The organism is Kitasatospora sp. NBC_01300, from assembly GCF_041435235.1.
Taxonomy (GTDB): Bacteria; Actinomycetota; Actinomycetes; order Streptomycetales; family Streptomycetaceae; genus Kitasatospora.
Genome location: NZ_CP108408.1, coordinates 5,366,050 through 5,390,172, shown reverse-complemented (window position 1 = coordinate 5,390,172; position 24,123 = coordinate 5,366,050). Strand labels below are relative to the sequence as shown.

The following is a 24,123-nucleotide window of genomic DNA, read 5'->3' as shown; positions in this document are numbered from 1 at the left end:
GCCCCTCAGTCCCTCAGTCCCTCAGCCCGTCAGCCCGGACCGGCTCGTCGGCGAGCGCCGGTCCTCGGCGTCGAACGCCACCAGGGAGCGCGCTCCGGGCCCGAGGGCGGCCTCCAGCGCGCGCAGGACGTCACCGTCCAATCCCCCCAGCGCCTCGGCGAGCTCCTCCGCCACGTCCCGGGTGAGCTCCGCCGCCACGACGTCCTCGGGCGCACGCGGACCGAGCTTGCTGACGGCGGCGGCCGCGCGGGCGGGGGTGAGGAGTGCGGCGGCCTGGACCAGGAGCCAGGCGGGGACCCCGGCCGCACCCTGCGGCGGCGGCAGGTACGGGCGGGCGCCGTCGTAGCGCTCGTCCTCGGCGAAGGCCTGCTGCTTCACCTTCACCACCGGACGCGCGCCGACCCCCTCGGGGCCCGTCTCCCGCCAGGTGCCGGCGGGTTTGAGGACGTAGCCCTCGGCGAGGTTGTCGGCGATTTCGGGGAGCCCGAGGAGCGCGGGGACCAGGGTGGGGAAGGCGGCCGGCAGTTCCTGGAGCACGGTGAGCGCACCGCGCCCGATCGCGGGGGCGCAGGCGAGACCGGCGGCGCCCGCAACGTCACGCAAGTCACGGTCGGAGATCCAGAACCGGCCCTCGGCGGTGTCGACTGTGGCGTCGAAGAGCAGCCACTCCAACCCCGGCGCGTACCAGACGCCGGTCTGCACGGGCTCGACCCCGGCGACGGCGGGCACGTCGGGGTGCGGGTAGCAACCACCGGCCAGTTCACCGTAAACAGTCACCACAGCGCCCGCACCCGCGCCCCCACCCACCGCCTCGCGCACCGCCGAGGCGAACCGGGCGGCCGCCACCGCCAGCGCCGGCCAGACCCGGCTGACGCCGAAGAAGCCGTCCAGCGCGTCCTCCCCCAGGAGCTCCCGCCGCTTGGCCGGACGAACCGCACCCCCCTCGCACACCACCGCGAAGTGCGCCCCGTGCACCTTCTCCACGGCAACCCACTCCCGGTTCCCGGACGCGGAGAGCCGCCCCCTCGCCGAGATCTTGGGGTACGGCCGCAACGCGGAGCCTTCGAACCTGGTGTCAGCCACACCCGAAATCATCGCCGCGAGCCCCACCCCCGGACAACGGAGTTTCACCTCCCCCCACAACCCCCGCCACGCACAGCCCCCGCCGCCGCAGAGCGTCCGCACCGGGACAGTCCTTGGAGCAAACGGCAACGTCGGCAGACGAATGCCGCACAAGGGTGGCGGATTGACCACGCCCGCCCTACCAGCACGGGGATGAGCCACCGTGGCCGCACTGGAACCGTCACCCGGGTAGTCAGCGCCAACGTAAAGGCGATCCAGGAAGTGCAGTAGCCACCATCGAAACCCGAGGGTCACTGAGCCCAGGCGGGGTTCAGGGTTCGTGTGTCTACAGCATCGGGGGGGGAACCGCCAGCAGGCGCCCGGAGTCGGAGGCGCGGCCGGTGGGAGCGCCGATGCGCCGCAGGATGGGTGGGTCCGCTGGGGCGGCCAACTGTGCGCAAAGATGGGCGATTTGCGCAAGGGCGGGCAGGTGGAGGTGGGGTCGTCCGGGAGGGGGGTGGGGGCGGCGTGGCGGGTGCGACCTGGGGTGGAGGGGGTTAGGTCGTGGGCAGGACGCGGTGGGGGTGGGGGCGGGCCTAGCGTGGCGGTATGTCGACAACTTCTCGGTGGCGGAGTGCTGTTCTGCTCGCCGTGCCCATTGCCGTCCTGATTTCACTGGCCGGTCCGCAGGCCGCGCTGGCGGCTTCCCCGACAGCCGGAACGCTCTCGTTGAGTGCGGCGACGGAGGTGCCGCAGGTACCGCAGGTGCCCGCGCCGACGACGCGACGGACGATCGGCGCGACGTCGGTGCACCTGGTGGACAAGACGCGGCACGACCCCTGGCGGGCGGACGCCGCCAGTCGCGAGCTGATGGCCACCCTCTGGTACCCGGCGCAGTCCGCGCGCGGGGAGCACGGGGAGCAACTGCCGTACGTCTCGCCCGAGGTGTCGACCGCGCTGTTCGGCACCCCGGCTGTCAGCGAGGTGCGGACGGGCGTGAAGGCCCGTACGGTGCCCGCGCCCGGGCGGCACCCCGTGGTGGTGCTCTCCCCCGGTTACGGCTACAGCCGCACCTCGCTCACCGCCCTCGCCGAGGACCTCGCGGCCCGGGGCTACGTGGTGGCCGCGCTGGACCACACCTACGAGACGGTCGTGCAGTTCCCCGACGGGCGGGTGGAGACCTGCCTGATCTGCGATCACGTGGACGACCAGCGGGCGGCCGAGGTTACCCGCAGTCGGGCGAAGGACATCAGTTTCCTGATCGACCGCCTGACCGCGCCCGGCCCCGGGCTGGTCCGCGGGTTGCAGGTCGACCGCTCCCGGATCGGCGCGGCCGGCCACTCGATCGGCGGCGCGAGCGCCGTCGAGGCGATGAGCGAGGACCGGCGGATCCGTGCCGCCGCCAACCTGGACGGCGACTTCTTCGCCCCGCTGCCGGCCGACGGTCTCGCCCGCCCGGTGCTGCTGCTCGGCGCCCAGCGGCACGCCGGCAGGCCCGCGACGGCGAACTGGGACGAGACCTGGCAGCACCTGACCGGCTGGAAGCGCTGGCTGGACCTGCCGGAGGCCGGCCACCTGTCGTTCTGCGACATGCACTGGCTGGTGGACTCCCTAGGAGTCCGCGACCAGTTGCCGCCCGACACCACCCCGGAGCAGTACGGCACCATCAAGGGCGACCGCGCGCTCGCCGCCACCCGGGCGTACGTCGGCGCATTCTTCGACCGGCACCTGCTCAACCGCCCGAGCCGACTGCTGGACGGCCCCTCGGCGGCCTTCCCGGAGGTCCGCTTCGCCAAGTAGCAGGTGGCGATCGGCGAGTAGCGAGTGGCAGGTAAGGAGTGGCGAGTGGGCCGCCGACCGGACGGCGGCGGCCCGGGGCGCCCGATCAGGTGATTCGGCCGCCGCAGGGCTGTGACCTGCGGCGGATCGGGGCAGTCCTCCGGCGCAGCCGCCATCCGCGGCGGCTCCCCGGACACTCTGGAGTGACGACATGCGACGGATCAGCAAGGCGCTCGGCGCGGTGGCCATGGCCGCGGCGGTGGCAGTGGCGGTGCCCGGTTCGGCCCAGGCGGCCACCGGTCAGCTGCGGGTCGGGTTCAAGACCTACAACAACCCCTCGGGCTGCTACCAGAGCGACATCTGGCCCCTCATCGTCGAGAACCTCACCGACAAGCCCGCCGACGTCCACGATCGGCCGGGCTGCGAGGGGCCCGTCATCGGCGTGGTGAACCCGGGCGAGACCAAGACGTTCGAGTTCGGCGCGAGCGTGAGAATCGCCTGACCCTCCGGACGGCGAAGAGGCCGGTCGGCCCGACGTGATGTCGGGGCGGCCGGCCTCTTCGGTTCGCTGCCGTCGCCAGGGCGCACAAGGGGATGACGTGTTCATGCGAATGGGTCGATACGCAGGTGGACTGCAAGGGAACTGTCTGCGGAGCCCCATCCCCCACCAAGGAGGTTTCCTCATGAAACGACTGCTCTTCGTCGCCGGCATGGCCACCGCCGTCCTGAGCCTGACCGGTGTCGGCGCCGCCGGTGCGGCCGACGGGAGCGCTCACGGCGTCCCCGGCAAGCGGGTCGGTGAAGTGATCCGGTGCAACGAAGTGAACGCCGACCTGCCGAACGCGATGGGCCGCGACTGCGACAGCACCACCTGGGGGCCGCTGAGCAACTTCACCCTCATCGACCGGGGTTCGGGCGGGGCGTACCAGTGTCAGAGCGGCTGGGCCGAGGGCGGCCTGTGGGTGAACGGGCAGGGCTGTCGCCCCATCCCCGCCTGATCGGCGGCCGGCTCCGGGTGTCGGTGCGATCGACACCCCGCCGCCGCTGTGGAACCAGAACGGCCGGTCGACTGTCGAGTCGACCGGCCGCTCCTGTGTGGCGAACCGACACAGTCCCAGGCGAAGGAAGCCGTCCCGGAGCTGAACCGGCTGCCACGGTGAGCTCCCTACGGCAGGAGCGCCGGATCAGCCGGCCAGGGTGTCCTTCAGCCAGGGCGCGATCACGGCCATCGCCTCGCCGAAGCGCGAGATGGCGCAGTGGCCGGTGTCCGGGATCAGTTCGACCCGGGTGTCCCGGCGCCCCTCGAACACCAGGGTGTCGTCCATCGGGACGTGGACGTCCTCGGTGCCGTTGACGACCAGCATCGGCCCGTTGGCGTCCTGGTCCAGCAGCGGGCGCAGGTCGAATGCCGCGAAGGCCTTCTCGAGCTCGGCCCCGCTTGGCGCGGCGTCGAAGCCCAGGGCGTTGCCGACGATGCCGTCCATGCCGAAGGCGAAGCCGCGACCGGGAGCGAAGGAGCGTTCCACCGGGCCGCCGAGCACCACGGAGGCGTCCACCGACCCGGTCAGTCCGGTCCGGGCGGAGTAGTAGCCGCCCATCGAGATGCCGAAGTGCCCGACCTTCCCGTTGCCGGCCGCGCGGGCGAAGGAGACCAGCCCGGCGATCACCTCGGCCCCGCCGTCCGGGGTCATCGGCAGGTGGGCGGTCTCGCCGGTGCCGGGGAGGTCGAACAGCAGCAGCCGCGCCGGCAGGGTGAACGCGAGCTGCTCCCACATGCCGTGCAGGTCGGTCTTCCAGGAGTCCACGCCGCCGCTGGCCAGCACGACCGGCGCGTCGGCGGGCAGGCCCGGCGCGGCCATCAGGTGGATCGGCAGGGTGGCGTCGCCGCCGCGGTACGGCACAGTGAGCGTGCGGCGCTCGAACTCCACCGGGAAGCCGGGGGCCGCGAGGACGTACTGCTCGACCTGGCGGGCGAGCGCGGTTCGCTTCGAATCGTCGGCGAGCGAGGGGAACTTGGCCCAGCCGTACGCCTGCGCGGCCAGACGGTGGCGCCCGGCCTCGGCGTGCCGGGCGGCGAGGGCGGACCACTCGTGCACCCAGCTGCCGGGCCGGTCGGGCCACATCTCGGTGACGGCGGCGCGGACGGCGTCCACCTCGTCGGCGGGGAGGCCGAGGGTCATCTGCGGGTACCGCTCGACGAACAGGTCCTGCGGGTCCAGGGGCCAGGTGAAGGACATAGTGGTGCCTCCTGCTGCACTTAAAGCCGGGACGCTTGCATTAACGACTATGCGCCCGAGCAGCACCTAATGCAAGCGCCCTTGCGTTAATGTGGTGGCCGAGGTGATCAACACATGACCGACGAAGAGCCGGAGCCAGCGCAGAAGCCAGCGCCAGCGCAGGAGCCGGCGCCGGACACGATCCGCCGCCGCCCGGGCGGCCGTGCCGCGCGCGTCCGCCAGGCCGTCCTGGCGGCCGCCACGGAGCTGCTGGCCGAGGAGGGCATCGACCGGCTCAGCATCGCCGGGGTCGCGGCCCGCGCAGGGGTCAACGAGACCACGGTGTACCGGCGTTGGGGAAGTCGGGAGAAGCTCGTACTGGACGCCATGCTCACCGGCAGCAACGAAGGCATCCCCGTCCCCGACACCGGAGCCGTCCGCACCGACCTGGCCGCCTTCGCCCGCGCGCTGGCCGAGTACCTCGCCACCCCGACCGGCCGTTCCGTCGCCCGGGCGGCCGCGCTCAGCTCCGACGACCCCGACCTCGCCGAGGCCTGGCAGACCTTCTGGCAGTCCCGCCTCGACCAGGCCGGCGTCATCGTCAGCCGGGCCGTCGAACGCGGGGAACTCCCGACGGGCACCGACACGGCCCTGGCCCTGGAACTGCTCTGCGCCCCGCTCCAGACCCGCTGCCTGCTCGGCCACCGCCCGATCGAGCCGGATCTGCCGGAGCGCCTGACGGACATGGTGCTGAACGGCCTCCGAGGGACGGCCTGAAGGAAGGAGCCCAGGGAACCGCCCCTCAGCACCCCACCCGGGCGCCGTAGATACCAAGGACCCGTGCGGCCGCTGTCACGTCACGGGGCGAGGTGCGTCGCCCCGGTCTGCATCTGGCAGAGGTAGAACAGTTCGGGGTCGCCCTCATCAAGGCCATGGAGAAGGCCGGCCGCCCTCCACCCGGCTCGTTCCAGCAGCCGCTGCATGGGGTGGTTGGAGACGTTGGTCGAGGTGAACAGCTTCGGGGTCTCGCACGAGGCCGCTACGGCGTCCAGCAGCCGAAGGCCGACGCCTCTGCCACGGGCGGACGGTGCGACCATCAGCATGGTGACGAAGCCCTGATCGAAGAACGTGTACTCAACCACGCAGTAGCCGAGCAGGCCAGACGCGCCTTCCGCTACGACCACCACGCCCTGCTGGCACCACCTTCGGATACTCGCCACTCGCTCCCGGCCACCCGCAGCCGCGACCGAGTCGATACCGACCAGCGCGTCCGCTTCCGACTCCTTGGCGCGACGCACAACGAATTCGCCGGGGTCCACTGCGTCCATGGGGCCATGCTGCCAGTCCGCACCAAGGGCCTGCGCCGCCTCTGGCCCCCACCGCGGGCCAGGCCCTAAGCGGCCACATCCGCCCTGAACAGGCGGGGCGGCTCCTGCTTCACCAGCACAAGCGCCGAAACGGTGCCTCCGGACAACAGAACGGCCGGTCGACTGTTGAGTCGACCGGCCGTTCACATGTGCGCGAGGGGGGAGTTGAACCCCCACGCCCTTTCGGGCACTGGAACCTGAATCCAGCGCGTCTGCCTATTCCGCCACCCGCGCATCTGGGTGATGTGGAATAGCTTAGCCCATCCGCGGGGGTGCTCCGAACCAGGTGGGAGGGGTCAGTGGGCGAGCTGCTCGACGAGCCAGTCGACCAGCACGCGGGAGACGTGGCTGTGCTCGGTGTTGGCGTCGTCGAACTTCACGGCGTCCAGGTGGCCGCTCGCCAGGGCGGCGTCGGTGATCGCGGCGGCCGGGTCGACGTCCCACTTCACCGGGTCGAAGGCCAGGGCCGCCGCGCTGACGGCCGGCACGAAGGTGCCGCTGCGGTAGTCCTCGGAGATCTTCGCCTTGAGCGCGTCCGCGACCTTGCCGAAGGAGTCCAGGGTGCCGCCGGGCACGGCGTCCAGCGCCGGGACGTCGCTGGTGGTGCTGCGGCGGACGGCCAGGCCGAGGTGCATGCCGCCGACCGGCTGCTTCTCGCCCTTGTTCGGCTGGAAGCGGGCCGTGGCGCTGGCGATCAGCGCCTGCCAGTCGAACGCCACCTCGCCCACCGGCAGCGGGAGGCCGACGCCGTCCCGCCGGCCGTTGGAGACGCCGAGCTTGCGCGGGATCTGCGGGAAGTTGCCGACCCGCTCCAGGTCGGCGAGGAACTCCTTGCGCAGGTCGCTGGAGGTGGCCACCGGGCCCGAGTACTTGGCGTTCTCGACCCAGGCCCAGAGCAGTTGCTGAGCAGCGGGGCTGCGGATCAGGTCGGCCTGCTTGGCGCCGTCCGGCCCGGCCGGGGTGTAGTCCTCGAAGAAGTACGCCATCTGCTGGAGGACGAGCGGGATCCAGGCGCCGTTGTGCGGCGAGTCGAAGGACAGGTACGTCCCCGTCTCGTGGTCCACGGTTGCGGACTCCAGCTTGGCGAGCGCGTAGCGGGTGACGATGCCACCCATGCTCACGCCGCCGACGGTCAGCCGCTCGTCGCCCTTGCGCTCCGCGACGGCCCGGAGGATGGCCGCGATCGCGACCTCGGCGTTGGCCTGGATGTGGGTGTGGCGCTCGGTGAAGCCGACCAGGACGATGTCGTAGCCCCGGCCGAGCAGTTGGTCGAAGAGGCCCGGCCCACCGTCGGCAGCGGTGCTGAAGTAGGCAAAGAGGCCGGGGAGGTCGCTCGGGCCGTAGTTGAAGCCGTCCGCGAAGACGAAGGGCTTCCGCAGGCCGAACTTCGGGTTGGCGTAGTAGACCGCCGCCTGCCCGGTCGCCACCTGCCCCTTGTACGGCGAACCGGTCAGCTCCCACGTCACGTCGGCATCGCGGCCGGCCCGCTCACCCGACAGCGCGCTGGTGAACCAGGCGCCGGGCGAGATCGACTTGGCGATCTCCGCCAACTCGGCCTTGCTGGGCTCGGACTGGCCCTCCTTGAGAGCCGTCAGAGCTACGTCGATACGGGGTTCTTGTGCCATGGAGGTACCGCCTCGGTCGATGCGAGCAGGATCATGTGCGCACAGTGATGGACCGTAGTGGTTCGGTTACTCACGGCACTGTCGCCGCACCGGAGCTGATCGAAATCGCTCGGTTGCGGTGCCGGTTGATCGGCATCAAGTGAGCGGATCGGCTGATCATTCGCAGGCAGGATGGCCCACACGGCGAGTGCCGCCGCGGCACCAGGGAGATCCACATGACTGACTGCTACCCGTACCGAATCGTCACCCGGAGAGGGGACCTGACTGTGATCTGGCGGCCCGGAGAGGGCGACGCCCCGGCCGAGCTCGCCGTTGACGACCTCGGGAGGCTCATCGCGTTCCATGACCTCGAAACACTGCAGGAACACTGCGATCGCAACGGCTCGGAACTCGTCCGGGAAGGCGAAGCCACGCTCGATCCGGCCGTCGTACGGCGGTGGGTCGAGCACCCTGGTCTCGGTTCGGCGCCGGCGGGAGAGCTGCTGGACGCGTGGAACTTCTTCGAAGATCTCGCCCACAGCCTGAAGGCCCGCCCACTTCTCCCCCGCCTCCCACCTCAAGGACCGATCCACGACGCCGCCTACGAAAAGATCTTCGGCGGCGAAGCCCTCGACCCGACCGCCGGCGAGGGAGCCTGGACGGACGAGGAGGCCGCGGCCGTGCGCGAACTCCTCCGCGCGGGACTGGACCTCTGGGAACAGGCCGCGCACGGGTCCGGCACCGACTGGTCGGAGCCACGGGCCTTCCGCCCGCGGTGAAACGGACCTGGCAGGCGAGTCCCGGCACCGCCAGCGGGGTGACGCGGCCGACAGATGCGCTGGGACGGGATCCAACTGGCGCCCGCACCAGTGCCTTGGGGGTCCGGTCAGCCCTCGACGGGGAAGTCGCCGGTGCGGACGGCGGCGATGAAGGAGCCCCAGGAGGCGGCAGGGAAGACGAGGACCGGGCCGTCGGGATCCTTGGAGTCACGCACCGGAACGGCGTCGGGAAGGAACCCGGGGGCCACCTCGATGCAGTTGCCGCCGTCGTCGTGGCTGTAGCTGCTCTTACGCCAGGCGAGGGCCACCTCGATGCAATCGCCTCCATTGCCGCCGCTGTAGCTGCTCTTGCACCAGGTCAACACAGCCGCCTCCTTGGAGACTTACGCTGGAAAGTCGCCCTCACGGACGGCCGACACGAAGGCTTCCCAGGCGGCCGCAGGGAAAACGAGGACCGGGCCATGCGGGTCCTTGGAGTCACGCACCGGGACCGCCCCCGGAAGGTATCCGGGGGCTACCTCGATGCAGTTGCCACCATTGGTGCCGCTGTAGCTGCTCTTACGCCAGGTCACCATCGCCAGCTCCTCGGGGGTCTTACGTCGGGAAGTCGCCCTCACGGACTGCCCGCACGAATGCTCCCCAGGCAGCCGCAGGGAAAACAAGAGCCGGGCCGTACGGGTCCTTGGAGTCACGCACCGGGACGGCGCCCGGAAGGGATGCGAGGGCGACCTCGATGCAGTCGCCGCCGTTGTTGCCGCTGTAGCTGCTCTTGCGCCAGGTCAACACAGCCGCCTCCTTGGAGACTTACGCTGGAAAGTCGCCCTCACGGACGGCCGACACGAAGGCTTCCCAGGCGGCCGCAGGGAAAACGAGGACCGGGCCATGCGGGTCCTTGGAGTCACGCACCGGGACCGCCCCCGGAAGGTATCCGGGGGCTACCTCGATGCAGTTGCCACCATTGGTGCCGCTGTAGCTGCTCTTACGCCAGGTCACCATCGCCAGCTCCTCGGGGGTCTTACGTCGGGAAGTCGCCCTCACGGACTGCCCGCACGAATGCTCCCCAGGCAGCCGCAGGGAAAACAAGAGCCGGGCCGTACGGGTCCTTGGAGTCACGCACCGGGACGGCGCCCGGAAGGGATGCGAGGGCGACCTCGATGCAGTCGCCGCCGTTGTTGCCGCTGTAGCTGCTCTTGCGCCAGGTCAACACAGCCGCCTCCTTGGAGACTTACGCTGGAAAGTCGCCCTCACGGACGGCCGACACGAAGGCTTCCCAGGCGGCCGCAGGGAAAACAAGGACCGGGCCATGCGGGTCCTTGGAGTCACGCACGGGGACGAGGCCGGGGAATCCGGGGGCCACCTCGACGCAGTTGCCTCCGTTGCTTCCGCTGTAGCTGCTCTTGCGCCAGGCGGTCACATCGAGCTCGTCCCTCGTCATTTCTGAACCCTTCCAGCGCATCGGCGATCAGCGCGAGCGAGTCAGCTACTGGCAGTGCCGCCTCGTGGAGCAGATCATAGCTCCAGCGATGCCGCGCAACGATCGCCGGATCATCGCTCGAGTGCCCGCGATCGAGGCTCTCGGAGTACACGCAGGTGCGGCCATCGGGCATCTCCAACATCACCATGGACTTGTCGGCGTTGGCCGGTCGACGCGTGAATGGCACAACCTGGATGATCACGTTCGGAAGCCTCGAGATGTTCAGCAGGTGCTGCATCTGACGTCTCATCACTTTCGGGCCGCCGACGACAGTCCGGATGGCGCTCTCGTCCAGAATCACCAGCAGAGTCGGGCCATCCAACTCCAGGAACCGCCGCTGCCTCGCCAGTCGAGCTGTTGCTCGCTCTTCGATCACTTTGGGCTTTCCAGCCGCATCACTGACCGCCAGCACTGATTCGGCGTATTCGCGGCATTGCAGTAGCCCGTTCATCACCCCAACCTCGAAGGCCCTGACGGCCAGGGCCTCGGACTCCATGTCGACGTGACTCTGAAACCAGTCCGGATGTTCAATCCCGGCGTTCCAGTCCACCCTCCCCCAGAGCCGCTTCAGCGCACCGCCCGTGTTGAGCAGTTCGTCGGCCTTCTCCACCAGTTCCGGCGGCATGCGGCGCTGACCGGTCTCGTACCGGGTGATGTTCGTCCGGCTGCAGTGCAGCAGCTTGCCCAGTTCCTCCTGGGTGTAGCTGGCCAGCTCCCGGTAGAACCGCAGCTCCTCGCCGAACAGTTCGGCCGAGCTGGCCGTCAACTCCCGCTTGAACCGCCGATGTGCCACAGCCGGCCCCCTCACGCACCACGTGCCCCTGGCACCCGATTTCGGCCATCACCGTACCTCTGGAACCTCGATGATTGACACCAGAGCGCAATCATTCGCATGCACAGCGTGATTTCGCACTACCTTCGCGCGCCCCCCATCCGCCCCCCGAGGTGCCCCGCCATGCTCAAAATCCGTACCGCCCACCGCCCCCGCACGTTCGCCGCGCGCCTGGACTCCCGCACCGAATCCACCCCCATCGCACGGCAGTTGCTCCGCGCCTACCTCGCCGCGCTCCCCACCGGCGACCGCTACCGCGACACCGCCGAACTCCTCCTCGGCGAACTCTTCGCCAACGCCGTCCAACACACCGCCGACGCCCCCACCGACCGCCTCATCGAAGTCCGCTTCGCCCTCACCGGCGACCACCGCCTACGCCTCGAAGTCCACGACGCCGGCACCGGCCGCCCCTCCCTCCACACCCCCACACCCGACGACGAGCACGGACGCGGCGTCCTCCTCGTCAACGAACTCGCCGAGAAATGGGGCTGCTGCCCCCGCGCCGGCGGGGTCGGCAAGTTCGTCTGGGCCCTCATCGCCCCCGCCCCCGCCCCCGCCACCCTCCTCACCGTCTGAACAGGCACCCACCATGCGACTCCCCCTCACCGCCCGCCACCTGTTCGACACCGGCTCCACCCCCGCCGACACCTACGCCACCCTCGCCCGCCGCACCCGCCAACCCCTGCGCTCAGCCCGCGCCGTCTGCACCGCCCTCGGCATCCCCGCCGCCGAAACCCAACGCCGCCTCGACGACTGCTACGACGCCCTCCTCGCCAACCCCCGCCCCGGCACCGAGAACGACACCGGCGAACTCCTCGAAGCCCTCGGCGTCTTCGACATCCCCAAGCCTCTCGACGCCACCGAACTCGCCGTTGTCGACCTCTTCCTGGCCGCCATCGACGCCATGGGTGGCATCCGCGCCGGCCACCAACACGGCCTGGCCCGCTGGTTCACCACCGGGAACCTCACCGCCGCCTACCTCTCCCTCGCAGCCGCCCGCCCCCGCCCCACCACCGGCAACCCCACCCACTACTGGACCACCCTCACCACCGCCGGCGAACTCCTCCTCACCACCACCCCCGACCCCCGCCTCAAACCCGCCCTCACCCACTGCCGCACCCAAGCCCAAGCCCAAGCCCAAGCCGCCCACACAACCCACCCATGAACACAGAAAGTCGACCCACCCGACTTCCGGCACAAAATCGACCGCCCCCGACTCCGCGCCCGGCTACCCGGCCTCCGGCGTCGTCGCCCTGGCCCCGCTGCGGCCCCTCGCCCTCAAGGCGGTCACCGACGAACCCCAGGCGAACGAGTCCGCACTCAGGGTTTCAGTGGCGGTCGCCGAGGCTCGCGACCACGGCGGCCAGCCGGTCCATGGCGTGGGCCACACCGAGCCCGTCCATGTAGTCGCGGACGTGCACGATCCGGCCGTTGCGGACCCGGATCACCAGGAGGCCGGGGATGCTGAAGGCCTGGCCGGTCGTGGTCACGGTCCCGGTGACGACCTGCTCGACGGTGATCACCTCGGGGTCGGTGCTCTCGTGTACGGCGACTTCGCGGATCTCCTGCGGTTGCACCGGGCTGGCGCCCCAGGCCGCCCGGTAGCCCGCGCGGACCTCTTCGCGTCCCTGGTAGCTCGCGGGCATGCCGGGGGAGAGGAACGGGAACTCGTGGACGGCGTCGACGGTGTAGAGATCGGCCAGGTCGTCCGCGGACTTGTCGAGCATCGCCCGCTGGTAGCGGGCCAGGACCTCACGAGGGCCAGGGCTGGCGGAGGTTGTATCCGACATGACGCTTGGGCTCCGTTCGGTCACCACGCGACTGAGCTCTTTCGAGCGATGGGCCGGGACTTCAGGCGTTCGGATGCGGCCATGGCCTCCAAGATCCGCTTGTGACACCCGACTTGGAGTCCCGCTTGACCGCACCTTACGTGAAGGTCGACGACGGGATCGGAGGAACGCGATGGATGGGGCGCCCGCCCCGGGGCGGGCGCCGGGCGGGAATTCACTCGTGCGCGGGCAGGTCGGGTCTACTGGTGACCCAAGAACCTTTTTTCACCGATCAGTTGGGGGATCCCTGTGTTCCGCAGCAGCGAGCCGCGCAAGTTCCACATCCCCACCGACCGCGAGACCGCCGAAGAATGGGGCGGGCGGATCGCCGTCCTGCGCGACGTGCCGCCCGAGTGGTTCGTCCTCCTCGGGCGGATGGGCAGCGACGGCTACCTCTGTCACATCGACCTGAACTACCACCTGAACCACGAGCTCATCGCGATCGTCCAGACCTCCCGGCCCGTCCCCGACGGCTTCCGGGTGAAGTCCCTGACCACCCCCGGGTCGCAGCTCTTCAACTTCCTCGGCAACTCCGGCCGCATCGACCCGCGCCACCACCTGGGCCCGCTCGACCCCGAATCCATCAGCGCCGGCGAGATCCGCCTGGACGGCGAGCCCGTCCCCGTCGAGATCCACCACAGCCACGGCTGCCGCAGCGCCCTGATCCCCCGCCTCCCCGGTCAGGAGGGCTACGTGATCGTCACCGCACCCGACGAGCACTGGGCGTCCGTCCTCGATCTGCTCCTTCAGCCCCCGTCGGCGTTCTGACGCTGCCTCAATACATCACCCCAAGGTGGGGTTTGGCTCAATGAACCCCACCTTCCGTGCCGAGAAGCGAACGGGGTGGCGGCGCTGAGGGCTGCCACCCCGCCGACCTTTCGACACCCAGAGGGATTACGCGGGCGGGATCGGACCGAGGAAGGTGCCGCCGGAGGCGTCGATGGTCTGGCCGGTCACCCAGCGGCCCTGCGGGCCCGCCAGGAAGCCCACCACGTCCGCGACGTCCTCCGGCTGGCCGATCCGGCCGAGTGCGGTGATCGATTCGAGCCCGGCCATCGCCTCGGGGACGCCCGTCCACTGGGACGTCATGTCGGTGAGGATCACGCCGGGGTTGACGGTGTTCACGGTGATCCCGCGCCGGCCGAGCTCGTTGGCGAGCGGTGCGGCGAGGGCCACCAGCGCCGTCTTGCTGACGGTGTAGCCGATCTGCACCGGGGAGCCGATCCGGGTGGCCGCCGAGGCCACGTTGACGATCCGCCCGCCGTCCCGCAGCAGCGGAATCGCCCGCTGGATCACGAAGATCGGCGTGCGCACGTTGATCGCCATCAACCGGTCGAACTCCTCCTCCGTGAGCTGCCCGATCGACCCGGCCAGGTGGATGCCCGCGTTGTTGACCAGGATGTCCAGGCCTGCCCCGCCGTCCCCACCGGGCTCGCCGTGCTCCGCCAGCCCGGAGGCGAGGCCCTCGAACAGCTGGTCCAGCGCGCCGTTCTCGCCGAACCGGGCCCGCACCGCGAACGCCCGGCCGCCTGCCTTGGCGATCAGCTCCACGGTCTCCGCGGCGGCCGCCTCGTTGCCGCCGTAGTGGACCGCGACCAGCGCCCCGTCGGCGGCGAGCCGCTGTGCCACCGCCCGCCCGATCCCGCGCGAGCCGCCCGTCACCAGTGCCGTCCTGCCGTCCAGTTCGCCCACGATCGCCTCTTTCCTCGTGCCGCCCCCGGTCGGATCCGGGGCCGGTCTCCCGCCGTCACGACCCGATGCCGGACAACCCTTCATGTATGCCCGGGGCCGGATAGCTGATGCCACCCGCCCGCACGACCACCCGCACGACCACCCGCTCAGGCCCGGAACAACGGCTCGTACGCGCCGCCCTCCTCGGCGTTGAGCAGGACGTACGCGGGCCCGAGTCCGACCGCGACCTCCCGCAGCCGGGCCAACGCCGCTGCCACGCCCGGGACTTCGAGGCCGAGCGCGGCGGCGGCCGCGTCCCGCTCCGCGTACAGGCCGGGCTCGTCCTCCAGGTACTCCTCCGCGGCCTCCGCGCTCTCCTCCACCGTCAGCCGCGGGCAGTCCCGCCACCACGGCACGGCCAGCAGCAGCCGGACCAGCTCCGGCAGCCCGACGGCCAGCACCGCCGCGCCGCCCTCCGAGTCGGCGTACAGGACGGGACGCTCCTCGCCGCCCTCCCCGCACAGGAAGAAGGTGCCGCCCGCGCCGTCCTTGGCCACCGGCTCCAGGGCCTCGCCGGAGGCGAGCACCACCTCCTCGACGTGCGGGTAGTGGTCGAGGCTGAGGTCGCCCGGCCAGGCCAGGTAGTCGAGGGCGGCGGGGTTGGCGCGGATCGCGTCGAGCAGCGGGGTCGTCGGCATGGCGGCCAGCCTAGAACTCGGCGGTGACACCCACGACGGCAGCCGATCGGGGGTGTTCGCCAGCCCTCGTCTCCGACTCGCCCCGGGTGGGGAGTTGATCTCCACGGCGCAGCCGTTGTTGGGTGGCTCCTGTTGCTCTGACCCCCAGCGGCGAAGGAATGTGACACGGTGGACGAGAAATTACCTCCGGACGAGCGGGCCGCACTGTTCGAGGCGCAGCGGCCCCGGCTGCGGGCCGTGGCGTACCGGATGCTCGGCTCGGTGAGCGAGGCCGAGGAGGCCGTCCACGAGGCCTGGCTGCGCTACGACCGCACCGACGCCTCCGACGTGCAGAACCTCCCCGGCTGGCTGACCACGGTGGTCTCGCGGGTCTGCCTCAACCTGCTGCGCGGCCGGGAGCTGCGCCGCGAGGAGCCGCCGGAGGCCGAGGCCGGTGAGCCGGGCCCGACGCGCATCCCGGACCCGCTGCTGCGGCGCGAGGGCGTGGCCGACCCCGGGCAGGAGGTGCTGCTCGGGGACTCGGTGGGCCTGGCGCTGATGGTGGTACTGGAGTCGCTGGCCCCGGCCGAGCGGGTCGCCTTCGTGCTGCACGACCTGTTCGCGGTGCCGTTCGCCGAGATCGCCCCGCTGATCGAGCGGACGGCGGCCACGACCCGCCGGCTGGCCGACCGGGCCCGCCGCCGGGTTCAGGACCAGGCACCGGCGCCCGACCCGGACCCGGGCCGTCAGCGGGCCGCCGTGGACGGCTTCTTCGCGGCCGCCCGCGCCGGCGACCTGGGCGCGCTGGTGGCCGTGCTCGCCCCGGGCGTGGTGCTGCGCTCGGACGGCGGCGCGGTGCGGTCCGGGCACCCGGTGGTGCTGGCGGGCGCGACCGCCGTGGCCGACCAGCCGGTGCTGTGGGGCGGGCTGTCGCCGTTCGCCCGCCCGGCGCTGGTCAACGGCGCCGCGGGCGCGGTGGCGATCGGCGAGGGCGGGCGGCCGCTGTCGGTCATGGCGTTCACCGTGGTGGACGGCGCGATCGCGGCGATCGAGGTGCTCACCGATCCGGAGCGGCTGGCGGCGCTGGACCTCTCGGCGTTCCGCGGCTGAACGCGGCGGGCGACGGTCCGCGGCTGAACCTGGCGGGCGAGGTTCCGCGACTGAACGCGGCGGGCGAGAGGGAGGCCGACCGCCCTCTCACCCGCCCGCGCCGGTCGGCGCCGCGCGTCCCCGGGACGCGCCGTCACCAGCCCTGCGCGACGATCCAGTCGGCGAGGTGGCGGGCGCAGGCGTCGACCGACTCGCGCCAGGTGTGGCTCGCGCCCTCGCCGGCCTCGTCGCTGACGTGCTTGACCAGGCGCACCGGCACCCCGAAGCGGTGGGCGACGGCGGCGACGGCGTAGCCCTCCATGTCGACCAGGTCGGCGTGCTCGGCGAGCCGGTCGCGGGCCGCCGGGTCGGAGACGAAGAGGTCGCCGGTGGCCAGCACCGGCCCGTCGCCCTTGCCGACCACCAGCGGGGCGCCGTAGCTGCGGCCGGTGAGCGCCAGCAGGGCCGGGGTGTCGAGGTCGTGCTGGATGACCTGGACGACGTGGTGGGTGCCCTCCCAGCCGGGGCGCAGCGCGCCGGCCGTGCCGAGGTTGATCACCTCGGACGGCTTCTCGCCCTGGGCGAGGACGGTGGCCAGCGCGGCGGTGGCGTTGATCTTCCCTATTCCGGTGAGCAGGACGGGCAGCCGGTCGTCGAGGTGGGCGGCTTCCTCGCGCACGGCGACGACGAGCAGCGGGCGGTCGGGCGTGATCGTTCCAAGCAGGCGCATGCCGCCCATCGTACGGAGGGTGCCCGCCGAAACCGGGTGCACCGACCGAGCCGGGGCCGGTGGCGTCACGGCGGGACCGCCCCCGCCGCCGGTCCTGGGGTCCGTCCTCGGCTCCCCGCGCGCCGACGCGGCAACCGGACCTCGCCGCTCCGGCCTGTCCGAGGAACCGCATAGGGTGCATCCCGCGTCGGACGGTTCACCGCCGGCCGCCGGGCGGCGGGGGCCCCGGAGGCGTGCGGGACCCATGCGGGGCACGTGCGGGGCAAGCTCAAGATCGGCGCAATTCGGGTGTGGCCACGGGGAGTCACGGCCATACTGCTGGCATCGGCCGGGCCCCGGACAGCGGGCCCGACCCCTGGGGAGGATGAGGCGGGTGGCAACACCAGTAGGTAACGGCGCACCGGGCGCCGTGGTCCCGGCACGGCCGAGCGGCCCGCCGGGCACGGCACCGGCCGTGCCGGGCGTCCGGGGCGTCCCGGTGTCCGGACCCGGCGCCGCGCCGGCCCGTCGGCCGTCGGCCGGGCCCGCGCCGCGCGGCCTGTCCGGCCTGCGGGCGCGGCTGGCGAACGCCACCCGGACGGCGCCGGGCCGGCTGCGACTGGCCGGGGCGGTGCTCGCGGTGCTGACCGTGGCCTTCGGCGCGCTGACCGCCTGGCAGTTGGAGACCAAGGCGGAGGCCGCCGACCGGGTGGTCCAGCACAGCCAGCCGCTGAGCAAGGACGCGGCCGACATCCACCGCCTGCTGGCCCGCGCCGACACCACGGCGGCCACCGGCTTCCTGCTCGCCGGGGCGGAGACGAAGACCGTGCGCGGCGACTACGAGGGCGATCTGGCCTCGGCCACCGACCTGATCACCAAGGCCGCCGCGCAGACCACCATCGGCTCCCCCGCGTACCAGAAGCTCACCGAGCTGAGCGAGCAACTCCCCGTCTACGCCGGCCTGGTGGAGACCGCTCGGGCGAACAACCGGCTGGGCCTGCCGCTCGGCGGCGCCTACCTGCGGTACGCCTCCGAGCAGATGCAGGGCACCCTGCTGCCGCGCGCCGCCGAGCTGACCGCCATCGAGAACGACGAGCTGGACAAGGACTACGCCGAGGCGAAGTCCAGCCCGTGGGCCGCGTACGGCCTGGGGGTGCTCACCCTCGGCGCGCTGGTCTGGGTGCAGCTGACGCTGTTCCGCCGCACCAACCGGGTGTTCAACCCCGGCCTGCTCGGGGCCACCGCCGCCGTCCTGGCCGGGGCGCTCTGGCTGGCCGTCACCGGCCTGACCACCAACGCCGCGCTCCAGCAGAGCTGGAAGCAGGGCGCGCAGCCGCTGCGGGCCCTCAACACCGCCCGGGTGCAGGTGCTTTCCGCCCGGCTGGCGGAGAACCTGAACCTCGTCGCCCGCGGCTCCACCACCGCGTACGCGGACCAGTGGACGACGATCACCCGGCAGCTCGCCGGGGGCGAGCCCGCGAACGTCCCGATGGAGCAGCACTCCGGCTCGCTGCGCCAGGCCCTCGACCTGGCCCCCGCGGACGCCCGGCAGCAGATCGGCGAGGCCGACCGGCAGTACGGGACGTGGCGCACCCGGCACGACGCGGCGCACGCCCTGGAGACCCAGCAGGCCGACTACCAGGGCGCGCTGCAGGCGACCGTGACGGCGGACCCGGCCGCCGAGGCGAACACCGCGGACGGCGCCTTCAAGGCCACCGACAAGGCGCTCGACCAGGCCGCCACCACCGAACAGGACCACTTCGAGCGCTCCGCCAAGGGCACCGAGGGCGACCTCCGGCTCGCCGCCCTCGCGGCCGCGCTGCTCGGCGTGGTGGCCGCAGCCGCCGCACTGCGCGGCCTGGGCCGCCGACTGGCCGAGTACCGGTAGAGGGGGGAACGGACACATGCGCAGGAGAACCGCAGGCACCAGGTCGGCCGCCGTGCTGGCGCTGCTGGCCGCCGGCGCGGCCGTGCTCGGCGGGGGCGGGCCGTCCGGCGCCGCGCCCGCGTCCGCCACGGGCGCACCGCAGGCCGTCCGGTCGACCGGGCAGGAACAGGCCGGGCAGGACCAGGCCGAGTCCTGCGACCTGACCAGCACCGTGCCGCCGAGCACCGTGGACGGCCCGGCGGTGAAGGCCATCAAGGCCAAGGGCACCCTGATCATCGGCGTGGACCAGAACAGCTACCGCTGGGGCGCCCGCAACCCGAACACCGGTGAGCTCGAAGGCTTCGACATCGACCTCGCGAGGGCGATCGGCGCGGCCGTCATGGGCGACCCGGCCAAGGTGGTGCTCAAGCCGGTGTCGACCGCCGGCCGGGTCGACGCCCTCACGGGCAACCAGGTCGACCTGATCGTCCGCACCATGACGATCAGCTGCGCCAACCTGAAGAAGGTCGCCTTCTCCCGGTCGTACTTCAACATCAAGCAGCGGGTCCTGGTGCCCCGGTCGTCCACGGCCAGGAACCTCGACGAGGCGATCAACGGCAGGACGGTCTGCGCCGCGGACGGCTCGGTGGCCAAGGACGTGCTGAACGCGAAGAAGAGCGCCAAGCAGCTCGTCCTGGTGACCAACCAGCTCGACTGCCTGGTCCGCATGCAGCTCGGCAAGGTCGACGCCACCATGACCGACGACGAACTGGCGGTCGGCCAGGCCGCGCAGGACCAGACGGTGAAGGTGGTGGACGGCTTCGAACAGCCGGAGACGATCGGTGTCGCGATGCGCCAGAACAGCACCGACCTCACCGCCCGGGTCAACCAGGTGATCTCCGACTACTACGCGGACAAGGACAAGGGCTGGCAGAAGTCGTTCGAGCAGTGGGTCCAGCCCTACCTGCCCGAGAACTCCAAGGACCCCGGCCTGTACTGGCCGGCCCGCTGACGCACCGGGCGGCGCACGGGCGTCAGCAGGCCGTTGACGCGGTCTTGACGCCCACCGCCCGCTCCGCCCGAACGGCCACCGGCTAGGGTTCGGGACGATCACCACGGGGAGACCGGTGGTGGGCACGGGGGATGTCGTGGGATCGCACGTCAGGTACGTCGGGATCGCACGCGAGGAAGGAAGGACACGGCGTTGGCGGCTTCGGCTGGCCCGGTACTGAGCCGGGAGGAGGTGGACCGCGCGCTGGCGCGCCTCGGCGCGGAGCGGGACGCGGTCGAGTCGGCGCTGCTCGCCCTCCAGGACCATCCGGGCCTGCGGCTGCTCGACGGCGCCGAACTGGCCGGGCGCACGCTGGAGCGCTGGTCCGTCGCCGGGAAGGGCCTGCCGCTGCTCTGGGCGCTGTTCGACCGCTACGCGGAGGCACTGGCCTCGGCGCGCGCGGTACGGGCCCGCAAGGCCAAGCCCGGCGCGCCCGAACTCGCCGAGCTGAGCGAACTGCTCACCGGCGACGCGGTGACCGTCCCCGGCGGCGCGCTGCCGGACGGCCCGCAGCTGCTCGGCGCGCCCGCCCGGCTGGTCGAGCGGATCAGCCTGGACACGCTGATGACCCGGATGAACTCCTGGTACGCCACCGTGCTGGAGGTGGTCAGCGCCGCCGACGCGGTCTGGTCGGCGCTGCCGGCCCGGATCGACCTGCTGCTGGCCGAACTCCACCGGGTGGGCAACCTCGCCGCCTCGCTCGGCGTGCGGGCCGGCGGCCACCCGCTCGCCGACGACCTGGCCGGGCTGGACGCCGACCTCACCGGGCTGCGCGCCGAGGTGCGCGAGGACCCGCTGGCGCTGTGGCGCCCGGCCCGGGTGCCCGCCCAGCGCGGCACCGTGCCGGAGGGCGGCGCCTTCGCCACCCCCGCCGGGGTGGTGGACACCGAGCGGTTCGACCGGGCCGGGCGGGCGCTGGACGGCGTCCGGCTGGAACTGGAGAACCTGCTGCGGCTGCGCGACGACGCCGAGGAGCGCCTCCAGGGCGTCGGCGACCTGCTCCAGCGGGCCGACGCCACCCTGGCCGAGGCCCGCCGGGCGCGCGGCGAGGTGCTGGCGAAGATAGCCTCCAGCGACGTCCCGGCGGTGCCCGGGCCTGCCTCGGCGCTGCGCGAACGGATCGTGACGGCACTGGAGTTGCGCCAGGGCGGCCAGTGGGGCCGGTTGGCGCCGCTGCTGGACACGCTGGAGGACGCCGCCGCCAAGGAGCTGGCCCGGGCCCGGCAGTCGCTCACCGAGGTGACCCAGCCGCTGGCCGTCCGAGCCGAACTGCGCGGCCGGCTGGACGCGTACAAGGCGATGGCCGCCCGGCTGCGGGTCTCCGAGGACCCGGAAGTGATCGAGCGGTACGAGAAGGCGCGCTGGCTGCTGTGGAGCGCGCCCTGCGACCTGCGGGCGGCGGCCGCCGCGGTGGCCCGCTTCCAGCAGTCGCTGCGGCCGGCGCAGGCCGAGGCCGCACAGGAGACGACCGGCCAGACGCCGGTCGACGGACAGGTCCAGGGGGGCTGAGGTTGATGGGCGGGACGTGCGTACGGCCGGAGTGCTCCGGCAACGGCAGGATCGACGCGGACGGCTACTGCGACGAGTGCGGGCTCGCCCCGGCCGCGGTGTCCTCCAAGGCTTCCGGGGCTTCCGGGGCCTCCAAGGCCACCGGGGCGCCGGCCGCCGGCCCCGGCGCGCCCTGCCCGAGGGACTGCTCCGGCACCATCGACGCCGACGGCTACTGCGACGAGTGCGGCCTCACCCCGCCCGGCGGCGACACCGGCGTCACCCAGCCCTACGTCCCGTCCTCCCGGCTCTCCACCGACTCGGCGCGCAGCGGCTCGATCCGCTCGACCCGCACCGGCTCGGCCCGCTCGATGTCCGGCCGCTCCCGCTCGCACCGCTCGACCCGCACCGGCAGCAGCCGCTCGGTCTCGGTGCGCAGCACCCGCGGCAGCGTCAGCGCGGGCACCCGCAACCGGCTGGGCGCCGGCCTGGTGACGGTGCCGACCGTCGAGACGGCCGATCCGTCGCTGGCGGTGCTGGAGAACCCGGAGGTCCCGGAGCGCAAGCGGTTCTGCTCCAAGTGCGAGACCCCGGTCGGCCGGGAGAAGAACGGCCGGCCGGGCCGCCCGGACGGCTTCTGCACCAAGTGCGGCACGCCGTACTCGTTCACGCCCAAACTGCGCCGCGGCGACCTGGTCGGCGGGCAGTACGAGGTGGTGGGCTGCCTGGCGCACGGCGGCCTCGGCTGGATCTACCTGGCGATCGACCGGCGGGTCAACGACAAGTGGGTGGTCCTGAAGGGCCTGCTGGACACCGGGGACGAGGACGCGCTCGCCGTGGCCGTCGCCGAGCGCCGCTTCCTGGCCGAGGTGGACCACCCGAACATCGTCCGGATCATCAACTTCGCCGAGCACCTGGACGTCGGCTCCGGCTCCACCGACGGCTACATCGTGATGGAGTACGTCGGCGGCAAGTCGCTCAAGGACATCGCCAACGACCGCCGCACCCCGGACGGCCGGCGCGAGCCGCTGCCCGTCGAGCAGGCGATCGCGTACGCGCTGGAGGCACTGCCCGCGCTCGGGTACCTGCACAGCCGGGGCCTGATCTACTGCGACTTCAAGATCGACAACGTGATCCAGAGCGGCGACGCGCTCAAGATCATCGACATGGGCGCCGTCTGCCGCCTCGACCACGACGGCCCGATCTACGGCACCGTCGGCTACCAGGCCCCGGAGATCGCCACCCACGGCCCCTCCCCCGCCTCCGACCTCTACACCGTGGCCCGCACCCTCGCGGTGCTCACCTTCGACTTCCAGGGCTACAGCACCACCTACCGGGACACCCTGCCCGGCCCCGAGGACGTCGAGGTCTTCGCCCGCTACGAGTCGTACTACCGCTTCCTGGTCCGCGCCACCGACCCGGACCCGGCCCGCAGGTTCTCCTCCGCCGACGAGATGGCCGACCAGCTCACCGGCGTGCTGCGCGAGATCCTCGCCCTCCAGGACGGCCGGGCCCGGCCCGCCCTGTCCACCCTCTTCGGCCCCGAACTACGCGTCGTGGACACCGAGTTGGTCATGCCCACCGAGCAGCCCGGACAGCTCCTGGTGACCGCCCTCGACCCGGCCGCCGCCGCCCTCGCGCTGCCCGTCCCGCGCGTCGACCCCGGCGACCCCAACGCCGGCTTCCTCGCCACCCTGCTCGCCACCGACCCCGAGGAGGCGCTCGCCGCCCTGGCCGGCGCGCCCGCCCTCTCCATCGAACGGCGGCTGCGCGAACTGCGCGCCCACCTCGAACTCGGCCGCCGCGCCGCCGCCGAGGAGGCCCTCGACGCCCTGGAACGGGAGTACCCGGACGACTGGCGGGTCGTCTGGTACCGCGGCCTGGTCGCCCTGGTCGGCGCCGTGCACGGGCTGCACGGCTCGGACGGCCCTGGCAGCTCGATCGCCCTGGTCGGCGCCGTGCACGGGCCGGACGGCCCGGACGGCCCGGCTTCGCCCGACGAGGCCGGGCTGCGCGCCGCCGCCGAGGCCTTCGACGCGGTCTACGACGCCTTCCCCGGCGAGGCCGCCCCCAAGCTGGCCCTCGCCATCTGCGCCGAGCTCCTCGGCGACGGCGGCGACGCCGCCGAGTTCTACCGACTGGTCTGGACCACCGACCCGGCCTACCTCAGCGCCGCCTTCGGGCTCGCCCGGGTCCGGCTGGCCGAGGACGACCGGCCCGGTGCCGTCCGCGTCCTGGAGTCCGTCCCGGCCACCTCCAACCAGTACACCGCCGCCCGGATCGCGGCCGTCCGCGCCCGGCTGCGCGAACGGCCCGCCACCGACCCGCTCGCCGCCGACCTCGGCGCCAGCTCCGACCAGCTGACCGCGCTGCGCCTGGACGACCGCCGCCGCGAGGAACTGGCCGTCGAACTGCTCGGCGCCGCCCTCGGCTGGGTCACCGCGGGCTCGACCGGCGCCCAGCAGGGCGGCGGCACCACGGTGCTGGGACGACCTGCGGTGGAGCGGGAACTGCGCTTCGCCCTGGAACAGTCCTACCGGGTACTCGCCCGGTTGGCCGACCGGGCCGAGACCAGGATCGAGATGGTGGAGCGGGCCAACCGCGCCCGCCCCAGGACGTGGGTGTAGCC

At 72.4% G+C, this 24,123-nt stretch carries 28 protein-coding genes and 1 tRNA gene; 13 read left to right on the top strand and 16 right to left on the bottom strand.

Annotation, left to right across the window (positions count from 1 at the left end; all coding sequences use genetic code 11):
* Window positions 1-21 precede the first annotated feature (21 nt).
* Complete coding sequence (locus OG556_RS23960; RefSeq protein WP_371519155.1) at window positions 22-1,083, bottom strand: RNA ligase family protein; 1,062 nt, start codon at window positions 1,081-1,083, stop codon at window positions 22-24.
* A gap of 708 nt (window positions 1,084-1,791) precedes the next feature.
* On the opposite strand from OG556_RS23960, the gene OG556_RS23955 reads away from it, so the two are divergent.
* The 3 genes from OG556_RS23955 to OG556_RS23945 all read left to right on the top strand — a co-directional run bounded on the left by OG556_RS23955 (window position 1,792) and on the right by OG556_RS23945 (window position 3,839).
* Window positions 1,792-2,862: an alpha/beta hydrolase family protein gene (locus OG556_RS23955; protein ID WP_371519153.1), complete on the top strand. Its 1,071-nt coding sequence runs from the start codon at window positions 1,792-1,794 to the stop codon at window positions 2,860-2,862.
* A gap of 190 nt (window positions 2,863-3,052) precedes the next feature.
* Window positions 3,053-3,343: a hypothetical protein gene (locus OG556_RS23950; RefSeq protein WP_371519152.1), complete on the top strand. Its 291-nt coding sequence runs from the start codon at window positions 3,053-3,055 to the stop codon at window positions 3,341-3,343.
* Window positions 3,344-3,524: 181 nt separating this feature from the next.
* Window positions 3,525-3,839, top strand: coding sequence for a hypothetical protein (locus OG556_RS23945; RefSeq protein WP_371519150.1), 315 nt, complete (start codon window positions 3,525-3,527; stop codon window positions 3,837-3,839).
* A 186-nt stretch (window positions 3,840-4,025) separates the two neighbouring features.
* On the opposite strand, the gene OG556_RS23940 is transcribed toward OG556_RS23945, so the two are convergent.
* Window positions 4,026-5,078 carry an alpha/beta hydrolase gene (locus OG556_RS23940; protein WP_371519148.1) on the bottom strand — a complete coding sequence of 351 codons (1,053 nt, stop codon included), beginning with the start codon at window positions 5,076-5,078 and terminating at the stop codon, window positions 4,026-4,028.
* 114 nt (window positions 5,079-5,192) lie between these two features.
* Here OG556_RS23940 and OG556_RS23935 point away from each other — a divergent pair, with 114 nt between their 5' ends.
* A complete protein-coding gene (locus OG556_RS23935; RefSeq protein ID WP_371519146.1) occupies window positions 5,193-5,834 on the top strand; it encodes a TetR/AcrR family transcriptional regulator in 642 nt (213 codons plus the stop codon).
* An 80-nt stretch (window positions 5,835-5,914) separates the two neighbouring features.
* Here the strand turns inward: OG556_RS23935 and OG556_RS23930 are convergent, their stop codons facing one another.
* The 3 genes from OG556_RS23930 to OG556_RS23920 form a co-directional block, all read right to left on the bottom strand.
* A complete protein-coding gene (locus OG556_RS23930; RefSeq protein ID WP_371519144.1) occupies window positions 5,915-6,385 on the bottom strand; it encodes an N-acetyltransferase family protein in 471 nt (156 codons plus the stop codon).
* Window positions 6,386-6,574: 189 nt separating this feature from the next.
* Window positions 6,575-6,658, bottom strand: a tRNA-Leu gene (locus OG556_RS23925).
* Between the two features lie 62 nt (window positions 6,659-6,720).
* Window positions 6,721-8,049 (bottom strand): hypothetical protein, encoded by a 1,329-nt coding sequence (locus OG556_RS23920; protein ID WP_371519142.1) that lies wholly within the window; start codon window positions 8,047-8,049, stop codon window positions 6,721-6,723.
* A 266-nt stretch (window positions 8,050-8,315) separates the two neighbouring features.
* Between OG556_RS23920 and OG556_RS23915 the strand changes: the two genes are divergently transcribed.
* Window positions 8,316-8,807 carry a hypothetical protein gene (locus OG556_RS23915; RefSeq protein WP_371519140.1) on the top strand — a complete coding sequence of 164 codons (492 nt, stop codon included), beginning with the start codon at window positions 8,316-8,318 and terminating at the stop codon, window positions 8,805-8,807.
* A 107-nt stretch (window positions 8,808-8,914) separates the two neighbouring features.
* Here the strand turns inward: OG556_RS23915 and OG556_RS23910 are convergent, their stop codons facing one another.
* The 7 genes from OG556_RS23910 to OG556_RS23880 are packed head-to-tail and all read right to left on the bottom strand — an operon-like array spanning window position 8,915 to window position 11,074.
* Window positions 8,915-9,169, bottom strand: coding sequence for a DUF397 domain-containing protein (locus OG556_RS23910; RefSeq protein WP_371519138.1), 255 nt, complete (start codon window positions 9,167-9,169; stop codon window positions 8,915-8,917).
* 21 nt (window positions 9,170-9,190) lie between these two features.
* A complete protein-coding gene (locus OG556_RS23905; RefSeq protein WP_371519136.1) occupies window positions 9,191-9,382 on the bottom strand; it encodes a DUF397 domain-containing protein in 192 nt (63 codons plus the stop codon).
* A 19-nt stretch (window positions 9,383-9,401) separates the two neighbouring features.
* Window positions 9,402-9,593 (bottom strand): DUF397 domain-containing protein, encoded by a 192-nt coding sequence (locus OG556_RS23900; protein ID WP_371519135.1) that lies wholly within the window; start codon window positions 9,591-9,593, stop codon window positions 9,402-9,404.
* 18 nt (window positions 9,594-9,611) lie between these two features.
* Window positions 9,612-9,803, bottom strand: a complete 192-nt coding sequence (locus OG556_RS23895; RefSeq protein ID WP_371519136.1) for a DUF397 domain-containing protein — start codon at window positions 9,801-9,803, stop codon at window positions 9,612-9,614.
* A gap of 19 nt (window positions 9,804-9,822) precedes the next feature.
* Complete coding sequence (locus OG556_RS23890; protein WP_371519135.1) at window positions 9,823-10,014, bottom strand: DUF397 domain-containing protein; 192 nt, start codon at window positions 10,012-10,014, stop codon at window positions 9,823-9,825.
* Window positions 10,015-10,032: 18 nt separating this feature from the next.
* On the bottom strand, window positions 10,033-10,164 hold the full coding sequence (locus tag OG556_RS23885; protein WP_371519133.1) for a DUF397 domain-containing protein: 132 nt from the start codon (window positions 10,162-10,164) through the stop codon (window positions 10,033-10,035).
* Window positions 10,127-11,074 carry a helix-turn-helix domain-containing protein gene (locus OG556_RS23880; RefSeq protein WP_371519131.1) on the bottom strand — a complete coding sequence of 316 codons (948 nt, stop codon included), beginning with the start codon at window positions 11,072-11,074 and terminating at the stop codon, window positions 10,127-10,129. The genes OG556_RS23885 and OG556_RS23880 overlap by 38 nt, the downstream gene beginning before the upstream one ends.
* A gap of 162 nt (window positions 11,075-11,236) precedes the next feature.
* On the opposite strand from OG556_RS23880, the gene OG556_RS23875 reads away from it, so the two are divergent.
* Together OG556_RS23875 and OG556_RS23870 are read left to right on the top strand one after the other, a co-directional pair.
* Window positions 11,237-11,689: an ATP-binding protein gene (locus OG556_RS23875; protein ID WP_371519129.1), complete on the top strand. Its 453-nt coding sequence runs from the start codon at window positions 11,237-11,239 to the stop codon at window positions 11,687-11,689.
* A gap of 13 nt (window positions 11,690-11,702) precedes the next feature.
* Complete coding sequence (locus tag OG556_RS23870; protein ID WP_371519127.1) at window positions 11,703-12,278, top strand: hypothetical protein; 576 nt, start codon at window positions 11,703-11,705, stop codon at window positions 12,276-12,278.
* A 163-nt stretch (window positions 12,279-12,441) separates the two neighbouring features.
* Here OG556_RS23870 and OG556_RS23865 read toward each other — a convergent pair whose 3' ends face one another.
* On the bottom strand, window positions 12,442-12,903 hold the full coding sequence (locus OG556_RS23865; RefSeq protein ID WP_371519126.1) for a nuclear transport factor 2 family protein: 462 nt from the start codon (window positions 12,901-12,903) through the stop codon (window positions 12,442-12,444).
* Window positions 12,904-13,191: 288 nt separating this feature from the next.
* Here OG556_RS23865 and OG556_RS23860 point away from each other — a divergent pair, with 288 nt between their 5' ends.
* Entirely contained in the window at window positions 13,192-13,710 is a 519-nt protein-coding gene (locus OG556_RS23860) for a hypothetical protein (protein ID WP_371519125.1), read from the top strand.
* 126 nt (window positions 13,711-13,836) lie between these two features.
* On the opposite strand, the gene OG556_RS23855 is transcribed toward OG556_RS23860, so the two are convergent.
* Window positions 13,837-14,634 (bottom strand): SDR family oxidoreductase, encoded by a 798-nt coding sequence (locus OG556_RS23855; protein WP_371519123.1) that lies wholly within the window; start codon window positions 14,632-14,634, stop codon window positions 13,837-13,839.
* A 146-nt stretch (window positions 14,635-14,780) separates the two neighbouring features.
* On the bottom strand, window positions 14,781-15,311 hold the full coding sequence (locus OG556_RS23850) for a hypothetical protein (protein ID WP_363618807.1): 531 nt from the start codon (window positions 15,309-15,311) through the stop codon (window positions 14,781-14,783).
* A 168-nt stretch (window positions 15,312-15,479) separates the two neighbouring features.
* Between OG556_RS23850 and OG556_RS23845 the strand changes: the two genes are divergently transcribed.
* Complete coding sequence (locus OG556_RS23845; RefSeq protein WP_371519121.1) at window positions 15,480-16,400, top strand: sigma-70 family RNA polymerase sigma factor; 921 nt, start codon at window positions 15,480-15,482, stop codon at window positions 16,398-16,400.
* A 133-nt stretch (window positions 16,401-16,533) separates the two neighbouring features.
* Here OG556_RS23845 and OG556_RS23840 read toward each other — a convergent pair whose 3' ends face one another.
* The gene (locus OG556_RS23840; RefSeq protein ID WP_371519119.1) at window positions 16,534-17,109 is read right to left on the bottom strand and encodes a nucleosidase; all 576 of its coding nucleotides are present in this window, start codon (window positions 17,107-17,109) and stop codon (window positions 16,534-16,536) included.
* 373 nt (window positions 17,110-17,482) lie between these two features.
* On the opposite strand from OG556_RS23840, the gene OG556_RS23835 reads away from it, so the two are divergent.
* The 4 genes from OG556_RS23835 to OG556_RS23820 all read left to right on the top strand — a co-directional run bounded on the left by OG556_RS23835 (window position 17,483) and on the right by OG556_RS23820 (window position 24,121).
* Window positions 17,483-18,976, top strand: a complete 1,494-nt coding sequence (locus tag OG556_RS23835) for a hypothetical protein (RefSeq protein WP_371519117.1) — start codon at window positions 17,483-17,485, stop codon at window positions 18,974-18,976.
* A 16-nt stretch (window positions 18,977-18,992) separates the two neighbouring features.
* Window positions 18,993-19,967, top strand: coding sequence for a transporter substrate-binding domain-containing protein (locus tag OG556_RS23830; protein ID WP_371519115.1), 975 nt, complete (start codon window positions 18,993-18,995; stop codon window positions 19,965-19,967).
* A gap of 192 nt (window positions 19,968-20,159) precedes the next feature.
* Window positions 20,160-21,515 carry a hypothetical protein gene (locus OG556_RS23825; protein WP_371519113.1) on the top strand — a complete coding sequence of 452 codons (1,356 nt, stop codon included), beginning with the start codon at window positions 20,160-20,162 and terminating at the stop codon, window positions 21,513-21,515.
* Window positions 21,516-21,520: 5 nt separating this feature from the next.
* Window positions 21,521-24,121, top strand: coding sequence for a tetratricopeptide repeat protein (locus OG556_RS23820; RefSeq protein ID WP_371519111.1), 2,601 nt, complete (start codon window positions 21,521-21,523; stop codon window positions 24,119-24,121).
* Window positions 24,122-24,123 lie beyond the last annotated feature (2 nt).

Excerpts from the sequence above, each read along its gene's own strand:
- OG556_RS23830 (WP_371519115.1), top strand. The coding sequence starts at position 18,993 with ATGCGCAGGAGAACCGCAGGCACCAGGTCGGCCGCCGTGCTGGCGCTG.
- OG556_RS23850 (WP_363618807.1), bottom strand. The coding sequence starts at position 15,311 with ATGCCGACGACCCCGCTGCTCGACGCGATCCGCGCCAACCCCGCCGCC.
- OG556_RS23945 (WP_371519150.1), top strand. The coding sequence starts at position 3,525 with ATGAAACGACTGCTCTTCGTCGCCGGCATGGCCACCGCCGTCCTGAGC.
- OG556_RS23920 (WP_371519142.1), bottom strand. The coding sequence starts at position 8,049 with ATGGCACAAGAACCCCGTATCGACGTAGCTCTGACGGCTCTCAAGGAG.
- OG556_RS23930 (WP_371519144.1), bottom strand. The coding sequence starts at position 6,385 with ATGGACGCAGTGGACCCCGGCGAATTCGTTGTGCGTCGCGCCAAGGAG.
- OG556_RS23865 (WP_371519126.1), bottom strand. The coding sequence starts at position 12,903 with ATGTCGGATACAACCTCCGCCAGCCCTGGCCCTCGTGAGGTCCTGGCC.
- OG556_RS23895 (WP_371519136.1), bottom strand. The coding sequence starts at position 9,803 with ATGGTGACCTGGCGTAAGAGCAGCTACAGCGGCACCAATGGTGGCAAC.
- OG556_RS23940 (WP_371519148.1), bottom strand. The coding sequence starts at position 5,078 with ATGTCCTTCACCTGGCCCCTGGACCCGCAGGACCTGTTCGTCGAGCGG.
- OG556_RS23840 (WP_371519119.1), bottom strand. The coding sequence starts at position 17,109 with ATGCGCCTGCTTGGAACGATCACGCCCGACCGCCCGCTGCTCGTCGTC.
- OG556_RS23820 (WP_371519111.1), top strand. The coding sequence starts at position 21,521 with ATGGGCGGGACGTGCGTACGGCCGGAGTGCTCCGGCAACGGCAGGATC.
- OG556_RS23875 (WP_371519129.1), top strand. The coding sequence starts at position 11,237 with ATGCTCAAAATCCGTACCGCCCACCGCCCCCGCACGTTCGCCGCGCGC.
- OG556_RS23950 (WP_371519152.1), top strand. The coding sequence starts at position 3,053 with ATGCGACGGATCAGCAAGGCGCTCGGCGCGGTGGCCATGGCCGCGGCG.
- OG556_RS23905 (WP_371519136.1), bottom strand. The coding sequence starts at position 9,382 with ATGGTGACCTGGCGTAAGAGCAGCTACAGCGGCACCAATGGTGGCAAC.
- OG556_RS23870 (WP_371519127.1), top strand. The coding sequence starts at position 11,703 with ATGCGACTCCCCCTCACCGCCCGCCACCTGTTCGACACCGGCTCCACC.
- OG556_RS23935 (WP_371519146.1), top strand. The coding sequence starts at position 5,193 with ATGACCGACGAAGAGCCGGAGCCAGCGCAGAAGCCAGCGCCAGCGCAG.